General features: G+C 73.6%; 16 protein-coding genes. 1 reads left to right on the top strand and 15 read right to left on the bottom strand.

Going from position 1 to position 14809, the window contains the following annotated elements:
* Positions 1 to 20 precede the first annotated feature (20 nt).
* Positions 21 to 293, bottom strand: coding sequence for a GlsB/YeaQ/YmgE family stress response membrane protein (locus ACNJ93_RS18635; RefSeq protein ID WP_418958536.1), 273 nt, complete (start codon positions 291 to 293; stop codon positions 21 to 23).
* 83 nt (positions 294 to 376) lie between these two features.
* Between ACNJ93_RS18635 and ACNJ93_RS18630 the strand changes: the two genes are divergently transcribed.
* Positions 377 to 1603: an APC family permease gene (locus tag ACNJ93_RS18630; protein ID WP_418958535.1), complete on the top strand. Its 1227-nt coding sequence runs from the start codon at positions 377 to 379 to the stop codon at positions 1601 to 1603.
* A 131-nt stretch (positions 1604 to 1734) separates the two neighbouring features.
* Here the strand turns inward: ACNJ93_RS18630 and ACNJ93_RS18625 are convergent, their stop codons facing one another.
* The 14 genes from ACNJ93_RS18625 to ACNJ93_RS18560 form a co-directional block, all read right to left on the bottom strand.
* A complete protein-coding gene (locus ACNJ93_RS18625; protein ID WP_418958534.1) occupies positions 1735 to 2820 on the bottom strand; it encodes a hypothetical protein in 1086 nt (361 codons plus the stop codon).
* Positions 2821 to 2956: 136 nt separating this feature from the next.
* Positions 2957 to 3349 (bottom strand): YccF domain-containing protein, encoded by a 393-nt coding sequence (locus ACNJ93_RS18620; RefSeq protein WP_418958533.1) that lies wholly within the window; start codon positions 3347 to 3349, stop codon positions 2957 to 2959.
* Complete coding sequence (gene htpX / locus ACNJ93_RS18615) at positions 3346 to 4209, bottom strand: zinc metalloprotease HtpX (protein ID WP_418958532.1); 864 nt, start codon at positions 4207 to 4209, stop codon at positions 3346 to 3348. The genes ACNJ93_RS18620 and htpX overlap by 4 nt, the downstream gene beginning before the upstream one ends.
* A 152-nt stretch (positions 4210 to 4361) precedes the next feature.
* Complete coding sequence (gene mscL / locus ACNJ93_RS18610; protein WP_418958531.1) at positions 4362 to 4826, bottom strand: large conductance mechanosensitive channel protein MscL; 465 nt, start codon at positions 4824 to 4826, stop codon at positions 4362 to 4364.
* Positions 4827 to 4907: 81 nt separating this feature from the next.
* The gene (locus ACNJ93_RS18605) at positions 4908 to 6458 is read right to left on the bottom strand and encodes an NADH-quinone oxidoreductase subunit N (RefSeq protein WP_418958530.1); all 1551 of its coding nucleotides are present in this window, start codon (positions 6456 to 6458) and stop codon (positions 4908 to 4910) included.
* A complete protein-coding gene (locus tag ACNJ93_RS18600; RefSeq protein WP_418961458.1) occupies positions 6455 to 8008 on the bottom strand; it encodes a complex I subunit 4 family protein in 1554 nt (517 codons plus the stop codon). Before ACNJ93_RS18600 ends, ACNJ93_RS18605 begins: the two co-directional genes overlap by 4 nt.
* Before the next feature lie 32 nt (positions 8009 to 8040).
* Positions 8041 to 10029 carry an NADH-quinone oxidoreductase subunit L gene (locus tag ACNJ93_RS18595; RefSeq protein ID WP_418958529.1) on the bottom strand — a complete coding sequence of 663 codons (1989 nt, stop codon included), beginning with the start codon at positions 10027 to 10029 and terminating at the stop codon, positions 8041 to 8043.
* Positions 10026 to 10379 (bottom strand): NADH-quinone oxidoreductase subunit NuoK, encoded by a 354-nt coding sequence (nuoK, locus tag ACNJ93_RS18590; RefSeq protein WP_418958528.1) that lies wholly within the window; start codon positions 10377 to 10379, stop codon positions 10026 to 10028. Before nuoK ends, ACNJ93_RS18595 begins: the two co-directional genes overlap by 4 nt.
* Entirely contained in the window at positions 10379 to 10930 is a 552-nt protein-coding gene (locus ACNJ93_RS18585) for an NADH-quinone oxidoreductase subunit J (RefSeq protein WP_418958527.1), read from the bottom strand. Before ACNJ93_RS18585 ends, nuoK begins: the two co-directional genes overlap by 1 nt.
* The gene (locus ACNJ93_RS18580) at positions 10927 to 11514 is read right to left on the bottom strand and encodes a NuoI/complex I 23 kDa subunit family protein (protein ID WP_418958526.1); all 588 of its coding nucleotides are present in this window, start codon (positions 11512 to 11514) and stop codon (positions 10927 to 10929) included. The genes ACNJ93_RS18585 and ACNJ93_RS18580 overlap by 4 nt, the downstream gene beginning before the upstream one ends.
* Entirely contained in the window at positions 11511 to 12482 is a 972-nt protein-coding gene (locus ACNJ93_RS18575) for a complex I subunit 1/NuoH family protein (protein ID WP_418958525.1), read from the bottom strand. The genes ACNJ93_RS18580 and ACNJ93_RS18575 overlap by 4 nt, the downstream gene beginning before the upstream one ends.
* The gene (locus ACNJ93_RS18570) at positions 12479 to 13819 is read right to left on the bottom strand and encodes an NADH-quinone oxidoreductase subunit C (protein WP_418958524.1); all 1341 of its coding nucleotides are present in this window, start codon (positions 13817 to 13819) and stop codon (positions 12479 to 12481) included. The genes ACNJ93_RS18575 and ACNJ93_RS18570 overlap by 4 nt, the downstream gene beginning before the upstream one ends.
* The gene (locus tag ACNJ93_RS18565) at positions 13816 to 14400 is read right to left on the bottom strand and encodes an NADH-quinone oxidoreductase subunit B (RefSeq protein WP_418958523.1); all 585 of its coding nucleotides are present in this window, start codon (positions 14398 to 14400) and stop codon (positions 13816 to 13818) included. The genes ACNJ93_RS18570 and ACNJ93_RS18565 overlap by 4 nt, the downstream gene beginning before the upstream one ends.
* Positions 14391 to 14807: an NADH-quinone oxidoreductase subunit A gene (locus ACNJ93_RS18560; protein WP_418958522.1), complete on the bottom strand. Its 417-nt coding sequence runs from the start codon at positions 14805 to 14807 to the stop codon at positions 14391 to 14393. The genes ACNJ93_RS18565 and ACNJ93_RS18560 overlap by 10 nt, the downstream gene beginning before the upstream one ends.
* Between the last annotated feature and the right edge of the window lie 2 nt (positions 14808 to 14809).

Here is a 14809-nt window from a genome sequence, read left to right as displayed (position 1 = left end):
GCCCGTGCTCCCGGCAGGGACTACCGCCGCTCGCGCGAGTGGCCGAAGAAGATGCGGTACGCGATGAGCAGCACGAGCGAGCCGCCGATCGCCGACACCCACGTCGCGCCGTCGTAGAAGTCCGCGTCGATCGGGCGGTCCAGGAAGCGGGCGGAGAGCCAGCCGCCGAGGAACGCGCCGACGACGCCGATGACGGTCGTGCCGATGAGGCCGCCCGGGTCGCGGCCGGGCAGCAGGATCTTGGCGATGACGCCGGCGAGCAGGCCCAGGACGATCCAGCTGATGATGGTCATGACAGAGGAGACGCGCGTCGCCGCGTCGGCGGTTGCCCGGGGCCGTCGCCGGGAGTTCGCCCGGGGGCCGTACGCTCCCCCGCATGACACAGGAACTGCGGCGCACGCTCGGCGTCTTCGACGCCGTCGTCATCGGGCTCGGGTCGATGGTCGGCGCGGGCATCTTCGTCGCCCTCGGGCCGGCGGCCGGGGCGGCCGGCTCCGCGCTGCTGCCCGCGCTCGCCCTCGCCGGGCTGGTGGCGTACTGCAACGCCATGGCGTCGGCCCGGCTCGCGGCGCGGTACCCGGCGTCGGGCGGCACGTACGTGTACGGGCGCGAACGGCTGGGGTCCTTCTGGGGGTACCTCGCCGGGTGGGCGTTCGTCGTCGGCAAGACGGCCTCCTGCGCGGCGATGGCGCTCACGGTCGGGGCGTACGTCTGGCCGGAGCAGGCGCACGCGGTCGCCGTCGCGGCCGTGGTCGCGCTGACCGCCCTGAACTACACCGGCGTGCAGAAGTCCGCCCTGGCCACCCGGGTGATCGTCGCGGTCGTGCTCGCGGTGCTCGCGGCCGTCGCGGCGGTGTCCTTCGGCGCCGGGGACGCCGGCCGGCTGGCCGTCGGCGCGGACGCGTCGGCGGGCGGGGTGCTGCAGGCGGCGGGGCTGCTGTTCTTCGCCTTCGCCGGGTACGCGCGGATCGCGACGCTCGGCGAGGAGGTGCGGGACCCGGCGCGGACGATCCCGCGCGCGGTGCCGCTGGCGCTGGGCATCGCGCTGGCGGTGTACGCGGCGGTCGCCGCGGCCGTGCTCGCGGTGCTCGGCCCGGAGGGGCTCGCGGCCTCCGGTGCGCCGCTCTCGGACGCGGCGCGGGCGGCGGGCGCGGACTGGCTGGTGCCGGTGGTGCGGGTGGGCGCGGCGGTCGCCGCGCTGGGCTCGCTGCTGGCGCTGATCCTGGGGGTGTCCCGTACGACGCTGGCGATGGCCCGGGACGGCCATCTGCCGGGCGGCCTCGCGGCCGTCCACCCCCGCTTCCAGGTGCCGCACCGCGCGGAGCTGGCGGTGGGCGCGGTGGTGGCCGTGGTGGCGGCGTTCGCGGACGTGCGGGGCGCGATCGGCTTCTCGTCGTTCGGGGTCCTGGTCTACTACGGCATCGCCAACGCCTCCGCCTGGACGCTGGGCGCCCGCGAACGCGCCCTCGCGGTCCTCGGCCTCGCCGGCTGCGCCGCCCTCGCCTTCTCCCTGCCCTGGCCCTCGGTCGCGGCGGGCACGGGCGTCCTGGCCGTCGGCGCGGTCGCGTACGCGGTGCGCGGGGGGCGGGGCGGCGGCCACTGAGCCGGCGGGGAGACCAGGTGCCCTGCGGGGGTCCGGGTGTCACCCCGGGGAGGCCGGATGCCCCCTCGGGGAGACCGGGTGCCCCTCGGGGACGCCGGGTGTCACCACGGTCAAGCCGGGTGTCACCGCGGTCAGGCCAAGGTCACCTGGAGGCCCGTTTCCTCCAGGGTCCTCAGGATCTCCTCGAACGTGGGCGGGCGGAACGGGGTGACGGGGCAGAGGCCCAGGCGGGCGCGGGCGACGGCGGCGTCGTGCCAGACCAGGGTGTCGCCCACGCCGACGACGAGGGCGTGGCGCAGGCCCGGCAGGTCGGCGGCGATGTAGCCGCCGGGGCCGAGGACGGCCTCGCCGAGGGCGCACAGGAACGAGTCCGCGTCCACGACGTGCCGGCCGTCGAGGTGGTACGTGGCGACGCCGGGCGGGTAGCCGGGCAGGTCCCAGGCGCGGCGTTCGGCCTGCCGCAGCCACTCCCGCCGCGTGCCCGGCGGGAAGTCCGCCCAGGTGCCGGGCTTCTTGGGGGCCTGCCACCACCACAGGTCCCAGATGCCCTCGTGCGCGGGGACGCGCAGGTCCTCGCGGTCGACGAGGACGGTCAGGTCGAGCAGGCCGTAGTGGCGGCGGGACGGCTCCCAGCCGACCAGGCGGGCGGTGTCGTGGCCCTGCGCGGCCACGGCCATGTACGCCAGCCGCTCGTACGTGATCCCGGCGGTGAACTCCTCCTCGCCGGCCTCCAGGGCGTCACGGAGCGGGCCGCGCGGGGAGCAGCCGAGGAACGTGACCTCGGTGTGCGTCCGCTCCTCCGGTTCGTCGGGCGAGACGCGGACCAGGTCCTCGCAGCGCGCCTCCGCCGGCCGCTCGACGACCGCCACGCCCCCGTCGTCCTGGCCGCGGGCCCAGTGGGGGACGACCCCCTCGACCGTGACGACGTCCCCGGCCGCACCGAGGACCCGTACGTCCTCCAGGTCCCGGACGCCGTCGCCCGCGTACCGCACCAGCAGCGGACCGAGCGGGGCCGTGCCGCTCGTGGCCGCCTCCGCGACCGCCCGGGCGAACTCCCCGCGCGGCTCGCAGCCGCGCAGTTCGAAGCGCGCCCGGCGCGGCGGGGCGGGCTCGGCGAAGAGGCCGTCGACGCCCTTGCACAGGGCCAGCACCCCGGAGCCGTAGGGCGACTGCGGGGTCCTGGGGTCGGTCTGGAGGGCGTACTTCGCGGAGTCCATGGGCGGAGATCGTAGGTGGGGGCGGGGGCCGGGCCGAAGGGGTTTTCGGCCCGGCCGGTGCCGACCCGACGACCTCTCCCCCGCCGCCTCTCACCAGCGCTCCCCCGCCGCCTCTCACCAGCGCCCCCGCCGTCTCTCACCAGCGTGCGAACGCCTCGTCCGTGCGGACGATCTCCTTGCCCAGGGGCAGCAGGGACACCGGGATCAGCTTGAAGTTCGCGATGCCCAGCGGAATGCCGATGATCGTGACGCACAGGACGATGCCCGTCGTGATGTGGCCAAGCGCCAGCCACCAGCCGGCCAGGACCAGCCACAGCACGTTGCCGACGCACGACGGCGCGCCCGCGTCCCGCCGGTCGACGACCGTGTGCCCGAAGGGCCACAGGGCGTAGAGGCCGATCCGGAAGGCCGCGAGGCCGAAGGGGATGCCGATGATCGTGATGCACAGCAGGACGCCGGCCAGCAGGTAGCCGAGGAACATCCAAAAGCCGCACAGGACCAGCCAGATGACGTTCAGAAGGGTCTTCATGGACGGTGACCTGCCATCTGCTCGAGTCGGGCGATGCGCTCCGCCATCGGCGGGTGCGTGGAGAACAGCTTGGCGAAGCCCTGCCCCGGTCGGAAGGGGTTCGCGATCATCATGTGGCTGGCCGACTCGATCCGGGGCTCCGGCGGCAGCGGCAGCTGCTTCGTGCCCGCTTCGAGCTTGCGCAGCGCGCTCGCCAGCGCCAGCGGGTCGCCGGTGAGCTGGGCGCCGGAGGCGTCCGCCTCGTACTCCCGGGAGCGGCTGATCGCGAGCTGGATCAGGGAGGCCGCGATCGGGCCGAGGATCATGGTCAGCAGCATGCCGAACAGGCCCGGGCCCTCGTCGTCGTCCGAGCGGCCGACCGGGATCAGCCAGGCGAAGTTGACCAGGAACATGATCACGGAGGCGAGGGCGCCGGCCACGGACGAGATCAGGATGTCCCGGTTGTAGACGTGGCTGAGCTCGTGGCCGATGACACCGCGCAGCTCGCGCTCGTCGAGTATCTGCAGGATGCCCTCGGTGCAGCAGACCGCCGCGTTCCGCGGGTTCCGGCCGGTCGCGAAGGCGTTCGGGGCCTGGGTGGGCGAGATGTACAGGCGGGGCATCGGCTGCCGCGCCTGCGTGGAGAGCTCCCGGACCATCCGGTACAGGCCCGGGGCCTCGAACTCGCTGACCGGCCGGGCCCGCATGGCGCGCAGCGCGAGCTTGTCGCTGTTCCAGTACGCGTACGCGTTGGTGCCGAGCGCCACGACGAGCGCCACGATCAGGCCCGTACGCCCGAAGAGGCTGCCGATCAGGATGATGAGGGCCGAGAGCCCTCCGAGGAGTACGGCGGTCCTCAGCCCGTTGTGCCGGCGGTGCACGGTACGCCCTCCAAGTGGTGCGGCAGGGGAACCCTTTGCTGGGTGCGGATCCACTTCGTCCAGTGGACCCTCCCGTACTGGTCAACGCCAGGCGGGAGGCACGGGTTCCCCCGGCCGCACGGGGGCGGGCAGGGGCCGTTCGGGTGAGGGGGTCAGACCTGGGCGGGCACCTTGTCCAGGCCGGCGGCCCGCAGCGCGGCCTCGACCGGCTCGACCGCGCTGGTGCAGTGGGCGCAGCGGGTGGCGATCGCCGGGATCTCGCTGAAGCAGGCCGGGCAGTCGCGCTTCTCGGACTTGGCGTCCTTCGCCTCCTCCTTCGCGAACCGCGCCTGGACCTTGGTCATCGGGACCACGATGCAGAAGTAGAGGACGGCGGCGGTGATCACGAACGCGATGGCGGCGGAGATCGCCAGACCGTACGGGAAGATCGTCTTGCCGACGGTGAACCTCGCCTCGCTGAAGTCGCCGACCGAGCCCGTGGCCAGACCGATGAGCGGGGTGATGAACGCCTTGCTGAAGCCGGTGACGACGGCGGTGAACGCCGAACCGACGGCCAGGCCGATGGCCATCGAGATGACGTTCCCGCGAAGGATGAAGTCCTTGAAACCGTTCAGCACGGCACTGCTCCTTGATGCGCTTCTCTGTGGGGGATGGGGGGTGTGGGGGGGGAAGGCTGTGGGGGGCGGCCGGCGGGGCGGTCAGAACAGGCTCGTCGCCGCGAACCGCAGCGCGAACTGCGGCCAGCCCGACAGGACCACGCCCGCGACGGCCGTCAGTGCGATCGCCGTGGTCACGGGCGCCGGCACCCGGTGCAGGACCGGCTCGCCCTCGGGCGCGCGGAACAGGACCGCCGTCCACCGCAGGTAGTAGTACAGGCCGATCACGACGTTGACGCCCATGACGACGGCCAGCCAGCCGAGGCCCGCGTCCACCGCCGAGGAGAACACCGTGACCTTGGCGAAGAGCCCGATGACACCGGGCGGCAGGCCCGCCAGGTTGAGCAGGAAGAAGCCCAGGACCAGCGCGGCGACGGGATGGGTCGCGTACAGGCCCCGGTAGTCGGCGACGCGGTTCCGCGGCCGCGTGCGGGCCACCAGGGCGACCACCGCGAACGCGCCGAGGTTCACCACGGCGTACATCAGCGCGTACGCCACCGTCGCGCCGATCTGGTCGTCGCTGGAGTACGCGGCGGCGGCGATCGGCACCAGCAGGTACCCGGCCTGGGCGACCGACGACCAGGCGAGCAGCCGGACCGCGCTCCACGGCCGGTCGGCGGCCTGGCGGGCCGCCGCCACGTTGCCGACGGTCATGGTCAGCGCGGCGAGCACGGCCAGGGCCGGACCCCACAGGTCCGCGTACGTCGGGAACGCCACGACCGTCACCAGGACCAGGCCGGTGAAACCCACCGCCTTGCCGACGACCGAGAGGTACGCGGCGACCGGCAGCGGCGCGCCGACGTACGTGTCCGGCACCCAGAAGTGGAACGGCACCGCGGCCGTCTTGAAGGCGAAGCCGACCAGCGTGAGGACCACGCCCGTCTGCGCCAGGACGTCGAGGCGCTCGGGGACGTCGTGGAGCAGCTGCGCCACCTCGGTCAGGTGCAGGGTGCCGGTCGCGGCGTACACGAAGCTGACGCCGAGCAGGGTGACGGCGGTGGCGGTGACCGAGGACAGGAAGAACTTCAGGGCCGCCTCGCTCGACATCCGGTCGCCGCGGCGCAGGCCGACGAGCGCGAACGCGGGCAGCGAGGCCACTTCGAGGGCGACGACGAGGGTGGCGAGGTCGCGGGAGGCGGGCAGCAGCGCCGCGCCGGCGGCCGAGGAGAGCAGCAGGAACCAGTACTCGCCGGCCGGCAGCCGCTCCTTGGTCTCGGTGAGGGACAGCAGCGCGGTCAGCAGGGCGCCGCCGAGCACCAGCAGCTGGATGACCAGGGTGAAGCGGTCGGCGGTGTAGCTGCACGCCTGGACGTCCGTGGTGAGGCAGAAGGTGGAGCGGTCGCCCTTGCGCAGCGGGACGAGCAGGGCGAGCGAGGCGGCCAGGCCGGCGATCGCGGTCCAGCCGAGCAGCTGCTTGCGCGCCGCCGGGACGAACAGGTCGGCGACGAGGACGGCGAGGCCGACGACGGCGACGAGGGTCGGCGGTGCGATCGCGAGCCAGTCGACGGACTGGACGAGGCTCGCGTCGGCGGCGCGCACGAGGCTCGCGTCGGCGCCTTGGACTGCGGCTGCGGCCGCGGCGGTGGGGGTCACTGCTTGCCTCCGGCGAGGAGCTGCTGCACGGCCGGGTCGGTGAGGCCGAGGAGGACCGCGGGCCAGAGGCCGGCGACGACGGTGAGGACGGCGAGCGGGGTCCAGGCGGCGAACTCGTACCCCTGGACGTCGGCGAGCCCGGGCTCGTCCGCGGGCCGCGGGCCGCCCATGCAGACGCGGCGGACGACGAGGAGCAGGTACGCGGCGGTGAGCAGGGTGCCGAAGCCGCCGATGGCCATGAACGTCAGGAACGCGGGCCGGCTGAGGCCCTCGGCCGGCTCGAACGCGCCGAACAGCGCGAGCATCTCGCCCCAGAAGCCGGCCAGGCCGGGCAGGCCCAGGGAGGCGACGGCGGCGAAGGCGAGCAGTCCGCCGAGGCGCGGGGCGCGGCCGTAGAGCGCCGCGCCGGTGGCCCCGGCGAGGGTGTCGAGGTCGGCGGTGCCGTACCGGTCCTTCACCGCGCCGACCAGGAAGAACAGCAGGCCGGTGATGAGGCCGTGGGCGATGTTGGCGAACAGCGCGCCGTTGACGCCGGTGGGGGTCATGGTCGCGATGCCGAGCAGCACGAAGCCCATGTGGCCGACGGACGAGTACGCGATGAGCCGCTTGAGGTCGCCCTTGTTGCCGGGCCGCGCGAGGGCGAGGCAGGCCAGCGACCCGTAGACGATGCCGGCGACGGCGAAGGCGGCGAGGTACGGGGCGAGGACCCGCATCCCGTCGGGGGCGATCGGCAGCAGGATGCGGACGAAGCCGTACGTGCCCATCTTCAGCAGCACGCCGGCGAGGAGGACCGAGCCGACCGTCGGGGCGGCGGTGTGGGCGTCCGGGAGCCAGCTGTGCAGCGGCCACATCGGGGTCTTCACGGCGAGCCCGATCCCGATCGCCAGGACCGCGACGACCTGCACGGACGTGGTCAGCCCACGGCCGTTGTCAGCGGCGAGCGCCACCATGTCGAACGTGCCTGCCTTCAGTCCGACGAGGAGCAGGCCGAGCAGCATGACCACGGAACCGAGCAGCGTGAAGAGGATGAACTTCCAGGCGGCGGCCTGCCGGCCTTCGCCGCCCCAGCGGGCGATCAGGAAGTACATCGGGACGAGCACCATCTCGAAGGCCAGGAAGAACAGCACGAGGTCGAGGACGGCGAAGGTCGCCAGGGTGCCGGACTCGAGGACGAGGAGAAGCGCGACGAACGCCTTGGGGGAAGGCCCGCTCGGCATCTTGAAGTAGCTGTACAGCGCGCACAGGAACGTGAGCAGCGCCGTCATGACCAGAAGGGGGAGGGAAATGCCGTCGACGCCCAGGTGGATCCGCACGTCGATCGCGGGGATCCACGGGATGTCCGTCGTGGCCTGCATCCGCGACGGCCGGTCGTGGTCGAAGCCGAGCGCGAGGACGACGGTCGCGGCCAGGATCACGCCGGTGACGGTCACGCCGTGGCGGAGCACGGCCTGGTCGGGCGACTTCCCCTTCAGTCCGGGCGGGGCCGGCAGGAGAGCCGCGGCCGCGCCGACGAGCGGGCCGGCCACGATCAATGCGAGAAGGAACTGCATCACGGATTCGCTGATATCGATCACGGCTCGGCTCACGATCCGGCGTTGACGTTGGCAAGGACGACGGCGGCGACCGCCAGGACCACGGAACCGGCGAGCAGCACGCTCAGGTAGGTCTGCACGTTGCCGGTCTGGGCCTTGCGGACCAGCCACCCCAGGCCCTTCGTGCCGCTGCCCGCGCCGTTCACGTACGTGTCGACGACCTCGCGGTCCAGGAAGCGGACCAGGCTCGCGGCCGCGACGACGGGGCGGACGAACAGACGGTCGTAGACGGCGTCCAGGTGGAAGCCGTCGGCCGCGTGGCGGTGCAGCGGGCCGAGCAGCAGCCGGCCGGGGTCGGCGGGGTCCTCGGCGGGGTGCGGCAGGCACAGCGCCTCCGCCTCGACCTCGCCCGCCTCGGCGTCGGGATGGGCGACGGTCGGCGTGGCCGGGGCCTCGGCGCGTACCGGCGGGTGGGTGCGCAGGGTGCGCCACACGGCGTACGTGATCACCGCGCCGACCAGGGCGACGCCGGTGCCGAGGACGGCGGTGGTGACGGTCGGGGTGAGGGCGTTCCCGTCGAACCAGTCGTCGAGATACGCGGCCGTGAGCCCGAAGCCGAGCGAGGGGACGGCGAGGACCCACAGAACGGTGTTCATGGCGGCCGGCTGGCGACCGTGTCGGGGGGCTTCGGCGCCGCGGCCGTGGAACGCCAGCAGCCACAGGCGCATCGCGTAGGCAGCGGTGCCGAGGGCCGTGAGCAGGGCGGCGATCAGGACGATCCAGCCGGCTCCGGCGGGGGCGACGCTGCGGTCGCCGAGCGCGGTGTGCTCGGCGGCGACCAGGACGGCCTCCTTGGAGAAGAAGCCGGCGAACGGCGGGATCGCGGCGAGCGCCAGCAGGGCGACCGTCATCGTCCAGTACGCGTCCGGGACCCGCCTGGCCAGGCCGTCCATGCGGGACATCGCGGCGAGCGAGTTGGTGCCGGCGGCGTGGATGACGACGCCGGCGGCGAGGAACAGCAGGGCCTTGAACGCGCCGTGCGAGAGGAGGTGGAACACGGCCGCGCCGCGGTCGCCGACGGCGAGCGCGCCGGCCATGTAGCCGAGCTGGCCGATGGTCGAGTAGGCGAGGACGCGCTTGATGTCGTCCTGGGCGAGCGCGGCGAGCGCCGAGCCGACCATCGTCACCGCGGCCATCACGGCGAGCACGGTCATCGCGGCGCCGGAGGCGGCGAAGACCGGCAGCAGCCGGGCCACGAAGTACACGCCCGCGGCGACCATCGTCGCGGCGTGGATGAGCGCCGAGACGGGGGTGGGGCCGGCCATGGCGTCGGGGAGCCAGGTGTGCAGCGGGAACTGCGCGGACTTGCCGGCGACGCCGGCGAGCAGCAGCAGCGCGATCAGGGTGGGGTGGTCGAGGCCGCCGGAGGCGACGGCGCCGAGGATCCCGGTGATCCGGAAGGTGCCGGCGTCCGCGGCGAGCGCGAACAGACCGAAGAGGAAGGGGACGTCGCCCAGCTTGGTGACCAGGAAGGCCTTCAGGGACGCGGAGCGCGCCTCGGGGGTCTCCCAGTAGTGGCCGACCAGGAAGTACGAGCAGATGCCCATGATCTCCCAGCCGACCAGGAGGACCATCAGGTCGCCGGAGTAGACGACCAGCAGCATCGCGGAGGTGAAGAGCGAGACGAGCGCCGCGTACGAGGGGTAGCGCGAGTCGTGGCGCAGATAGCCGGTCGAGTAGATCTGCACGCAGGACGCGACGACGCCGACGAGCACGGCGACCAGGGCGGCGAAGCCGTCGATGTGCAGGGCCAGGTCGACCGGGACCGAGCCGGTCGGGGTGAGCTGGGTGGCCGCGTCGACGGCCTTCCCGCCGCCCTGGCGGGCCGCGACCAGCGCCGCGAGGACGGCCGCGCCGAGGGTCGGCAGGACGGCCAGCGGGCGGACGAGACCGGGCACCGTCCGGCCGAGGAGCAGGCCGGCGAGCGAGCCGAGGAAGGGAAGGAGGGGGACGAGGACGGCGAGGGTCGTGGTGGTCACGCGGTGGCCTCCGCCTTCTCGTCGCCGGTCACGGGGTCCTCGTCGGACTCCCGGGTGTCACGGAGCCGGTCGACGTCCGAGGTGCCGCGGTTGCGGTACACCATCAGGACGATCGCGAGACCGATGCCGATCTCGGCGGCGGCGATGGCGATGGTGAACAGGGTCAGGGCCTGGCCGGCGTGCAGGGCGTCGCGGAGCCAGACGTCGAAGGCGACCAGGTTGAGGTTGACCGCGTTGAGCATCAGCTCGACGGACATCAGGACCAGGATCGCGTTGCGGCGGGCGAGGACGCCGTAGAGGCCGACGCAGAAGAGCAGGGCGGCGAGGACCGCGGGGTAGGCGAGGTGCATCAGCGCGCATCCTCCTTGTCGCCCTTGCGGGACAGCACGATCGCGCCGACCAGGGCGGCGAGGAGCAGGACGGAGAGCGCCTCGAACGGCAGCACCCAGTGCCGGAAGAGGATCTCGCCGGACACCTTCGTGGAGCCCTGGACGGGTCCGTCCAGGTCGATCCAGGTGGTGCGGAAGGCGTCGACGACCACCCAGACGAGGGCGGCCGCGGCGGCGACGGCGACCACCAGGGCAGCCGGGCGGTTGCCGGAGTCGGCGTCCGGGGAGCGGCCGATGGGCGCGCGGGTGAGCATCAGACCGAAGAGGAGGAGCACGACGACGGAACCGACGTAGATCAGCACCTGCACCCAGGCGATGAACTCGGCGGTGAGCAGCAGGTACTCGACGGCCAGCCCGCCGAGGGCGACGACCAGCCAGAGGGCGGCGTGCACCAGCTGGCGCGTGGTGACGGTGACGACGGCCGCGCCGAGGGTGGCGAGGCCGACGAGGACGAAGGCGATCTCGACGCCGGTGGGCGACAGGAAGCCGGGGTGGGCGGCGGCGAGGTTCACTGCGCGTCCCCCTGGGCCTCGCTCGGGCCTGCGTCGCCCCGGTCGGCGGCTTCCGCGGCTTCGGCGGCGGCCTGCTTCTCGGCGGCCTTGCGGGCCGCGGCGAGCTCCTTCGGCTCCTCGGCCTTCGGGTCGAGGGCGGGCGGTTCGGGGACGGTCCACATCCACTCGCGCAGCTTGTCGCGCTCGTGGGTGAGTTCGTGGATGTCCGTCTCCGCGTACTCGAACTCCGGCGACCAGAACAGCGCGTCGAAGGGGCAGACCTCGATGCAGATGCCGCAGTACATGCAGAGGGAGAAGTCGATGGCGAAGCGGTCGAGCACGTTGCGGCTGCGCTCGCGGCCGCCGGGGGTGGCGGCCGGCACCGTCTCCTTGTGGGAGTCGATGTAGATGCACCAGTCGGGGCACTCGCGGGCGCAGAGCATGCAGACCGTGCAGTTCTCCTCGAACAGCCCGATCACGCCGCGGCTGCGCGGCGGCAGTTCGGGCTGGACGTCCGGGTACTGCGCGGTGACGGTCTTCCTCGTCATCGTGCGGAGGGTGACGGCGAGCCCCTTGGCGAGGCCGGAACCGGGGATCGGGGTCATGAGTTGATCGCCACCTTCACGATGCCGGTGAGCGCGATCTGCGCGAGGGCGAGCGGGACGAGGGTCGTCCAGGCGAGCTTCTGCAGCTGGTCCTCCCGCAGCCGCGGGTACGAGACGCGCAGCCAGATCACCACGAAGGCGAGGACGGCGGTCTTGAGCAGGGTCCACAGCCAGCCGAGGCCGTCCTCGCCGAAGGGGCCGTGCCAGCCGCCGAGGAAGAGGACGGTGGTCAGCGCGCAGAGGACGACGATGCCGGCGTACTCGGCGAGCAGGAACAGCGCGAAGCGCAGACCGGTGTACTCCGTGTACGCGCCGAAGATGATCTCCGAGTCGGCGACGGGCATGTCGAACGGGGGCCGCTGGAGCTCGGCGAGACCGGCGACGAAGAACACCAGCGCGCCGACGATCTGCCACGGCAGCCACCACCACGCGAAGGCGTCGACGATGCCGGTCAGCGAGACCGTGCCGGCGGCCATCGCGACCGACGCGGCGGCGAGCAGCATCGGCAGCTCGTAGGCGAGCAGCTGGGCGGCGGTGCGCAGGCCGCCGAGCAGCGAGAACTTGTTGGCGGAGGCCCAGCCGGCCATGAGGCTGCCGAGCACGCCGACGCCCATCACGGCGAGGACGAAGAAGACGCCCGCGTCGATGATCTGGCCGACCGCGCCGTCGCCGGGGCCGACCGGGATGGCGACGAGGACGAGGAGGTACGGGAGGAGGGCGACGGCCGGCGCGAGCTGGAAGACCCTGCGGTCGGCGGCGGCCGGAACCACGTCCTCCTTCTGCGCGAACTTCACGCCGTCCGCGACGAGCTGCGCCCAGCCGTGGAACCCGCCGGCGTACATGGGGCCGAGCCGGCCCTGCATGTGCGCCATCACCTTGTGCTCGGTCTGGCCGACGACGAGCGGCAGCACGAGGAAGGCGACGAAGACGGCGAGCAGCCGGAGGACGACGTCGAGTACGTCATTCACGCGGAATCGCCTCCGGCGGGCGGGTGGGCGGACGGGGGGTCGTGGGGACGGGGCGCGCCGGGGGCGGGCTCGGGGTTCTTGGCGGGCTCGGGTTCCTTGGCCGGCTCGGCGGCCGGGGCGGGCTCGGTGCCGGGAGTCGGGTCAGCGTCGGGAGCGGGCTTGGCTTCCTCGGCCGGCTCGGGTTCCGGGGCGGGCTCGGCGGCGGTCTCCGGGCTGGGCTCCGGGGCGGGTGTGGCCTCGGTGGCCGGCTCGGTGGCCGGGCCGGGCTCCGGTGCGGCCTCCGGAGTGGCCTGCGGGGTGCCCTCCGGAGTGGCCTCCTCGGCCGGGGTGGGCGTCGGGTCCGTGCCGGGCTTCGGTTCGGGCGCGTCGAAGGCCGGGCGGGCGTGGTGCCACGGGGCGTCGGAGCTGCGCGGGCGCGGCGACGGGGCGGGGCGCTCGGCGGCGGGGGTCTCCGGGGCCGGGGCGTCCACCGCCTCGGCGCGCTGGCTCGCGGAACCGGCGCTCGCGGAGCGCGCGCGGCGCGGGGGCGCGCCCGCGGCCGGGGCGCCGGTCTGGCTCGCCGAGCCCTCGCTCGCGGAGCGCGTACGGCGCGTACGCGCGGCCGGGGCGCCCGCCTCGGGCGTACCGGCGGCGGCCTCCGGGGCGGCCTGGCTGGCCGAGCCCTCGCTCGCCGAGCGGGCACGGCGGACCGGGCGGTCGCCGGCCGCGCCCGCGCGGGCGGCGCGGGCGGGACGCTCGGGGGCGGGCGGGAGCTGGCCCTTCAGCGGGCCCCACTCGTTCGGGTCGGGCACGCCCGGCGGCAGCATCTGGCGGCGCTTCGGCCCGCCGTGCTCGGACTCGCCCGGCTCCTTCGCGCCGGGCCACGCCTTCGCGACCCGCGCCGCGAGGACGAAGTCCTTGCGCAGCGGGTGGCCCTCGAAGTTCTCCGGCAGCAGCAGCGGCACCAGGTGGGGGTGGCCGGTGAAGGTCACGCCGAACATCTCGTGCGTCTCGCGCTCGTGCCAGGCCGCGCCCGCGTACACGTCCACCGCGGTCGGCAGCGCGGCCGCCTCGTGCGGCACGGTCGTGCGCAGCAGGAGCCGCCGCACCCGGCCGGCCTCCAGGGCGGCCACGTGCGCGCAGACCCGGAAGCCCGTGCCGGGCTCGTCGACCGCGCTGAGCCAGTCGAAGAACGTGCAGCCCAGCGTGTCGCGGGCGATGGTCAGCGCCTCGGTCCAGGAGCCGGCCGGGACGTCGACGGTCAGCAGGTCGTACGCCCGCTCCGCCGTCGCCTCGGGGCCGAAGACCTCGGTGACGGTCTCGGGGAGGCCGTCGTACAGCTCGGGGTTCGCGCTCACGCGTCCTCACCGCCCGGCTTCGGCGGGGTCACGAGGCCGCTGGTCAGCTGGGCCACGGACGGGGTGGAGTACCGCTCGCCGAGGCTCTCGCGGGCGATCTTCTCCTGGAGCTTGAGGATGCCCTGGAGCAGCGCCTCGGGCCGCGGCGGGCAGCCGGGCACGTACACGTCGACGGGGATGATCTGGTCGACCCCCTTGGTGACGGAGTACGAGTCCCAGTACGGGCCGCCGCAGTTCGAGCAGGCGCCGAAGGAGATCACGTACTTCGGCTCCGGCATCTGCTCGTAGAGCCGCTTGACCGCGGGCGCCATCTTGTCCGTGACGGTGCCGGAGACGATCATGAGGTCGGCCTGGCGGGGGCCGGGCGCGAAGGGGATCACGCCGAGCCGGATGAAGTCGTGCCGGGCCATCGACGCCGCGATGAACTCGATCGCGCAGCAGGCGAGGCCGAAGTTGAAGACCCACAGGCTGTAGCGGCGGCCCCAGTTCAGGACCACCTTCATCGGCTCGGGAGCCAGGCGGGACAGCACGCCCAGCCTCTTCGGCTCCGGCAGGTCCACGGGGGCGGGGCTCACGTCCATGTCAGGACGCCCTTCTTGTACGCGTAGAGCAGTCCCACGGCCAGGAAGCCGAGGAAGATGAACATCTCGACGAGGGTCGTCGCGCCGTATCCGTCCGCGGCGAACACCGTCGCCCAGGGGAACAGGAAGATCGAGTCGACGGCGAAGATGACGTAGAGGAAGGCGTACACGTAGTAGCGGACCTGGGTGTGCGCCCAGCCCTCGCCGACGGGGTCGACGCCGCACTCGTACGTCAGCAGCTTCTCCGGCGTCGGCACGACCGGCCGCAGCAGCCGGCCCGCGCCGAAGGCGATCGCGACGAACAGCACGCCGAGCACGGCGAGCAGCCCCACGACCGAGTAGCCCTCGAAGTAGTCCGCCGCGGCGAGCACGGCCGCCGCGGTCGACTCTGACGTCGTCTCCGGCACGT

It is taken from the genome of Streptomyces tritici (assembly GCF_048500665.1).
Taxonomy (GTDB): Bacteria; Actinomycetota; Actinomycetes; order Streptomycetales; family Streptomycetaceae; genus Streptomyces; species Streptomyces tritici.
Note: the sequence above shows the minus strand (reverse complement) of the source record. Positions and strands in the feature narration are given on the sequence as shown.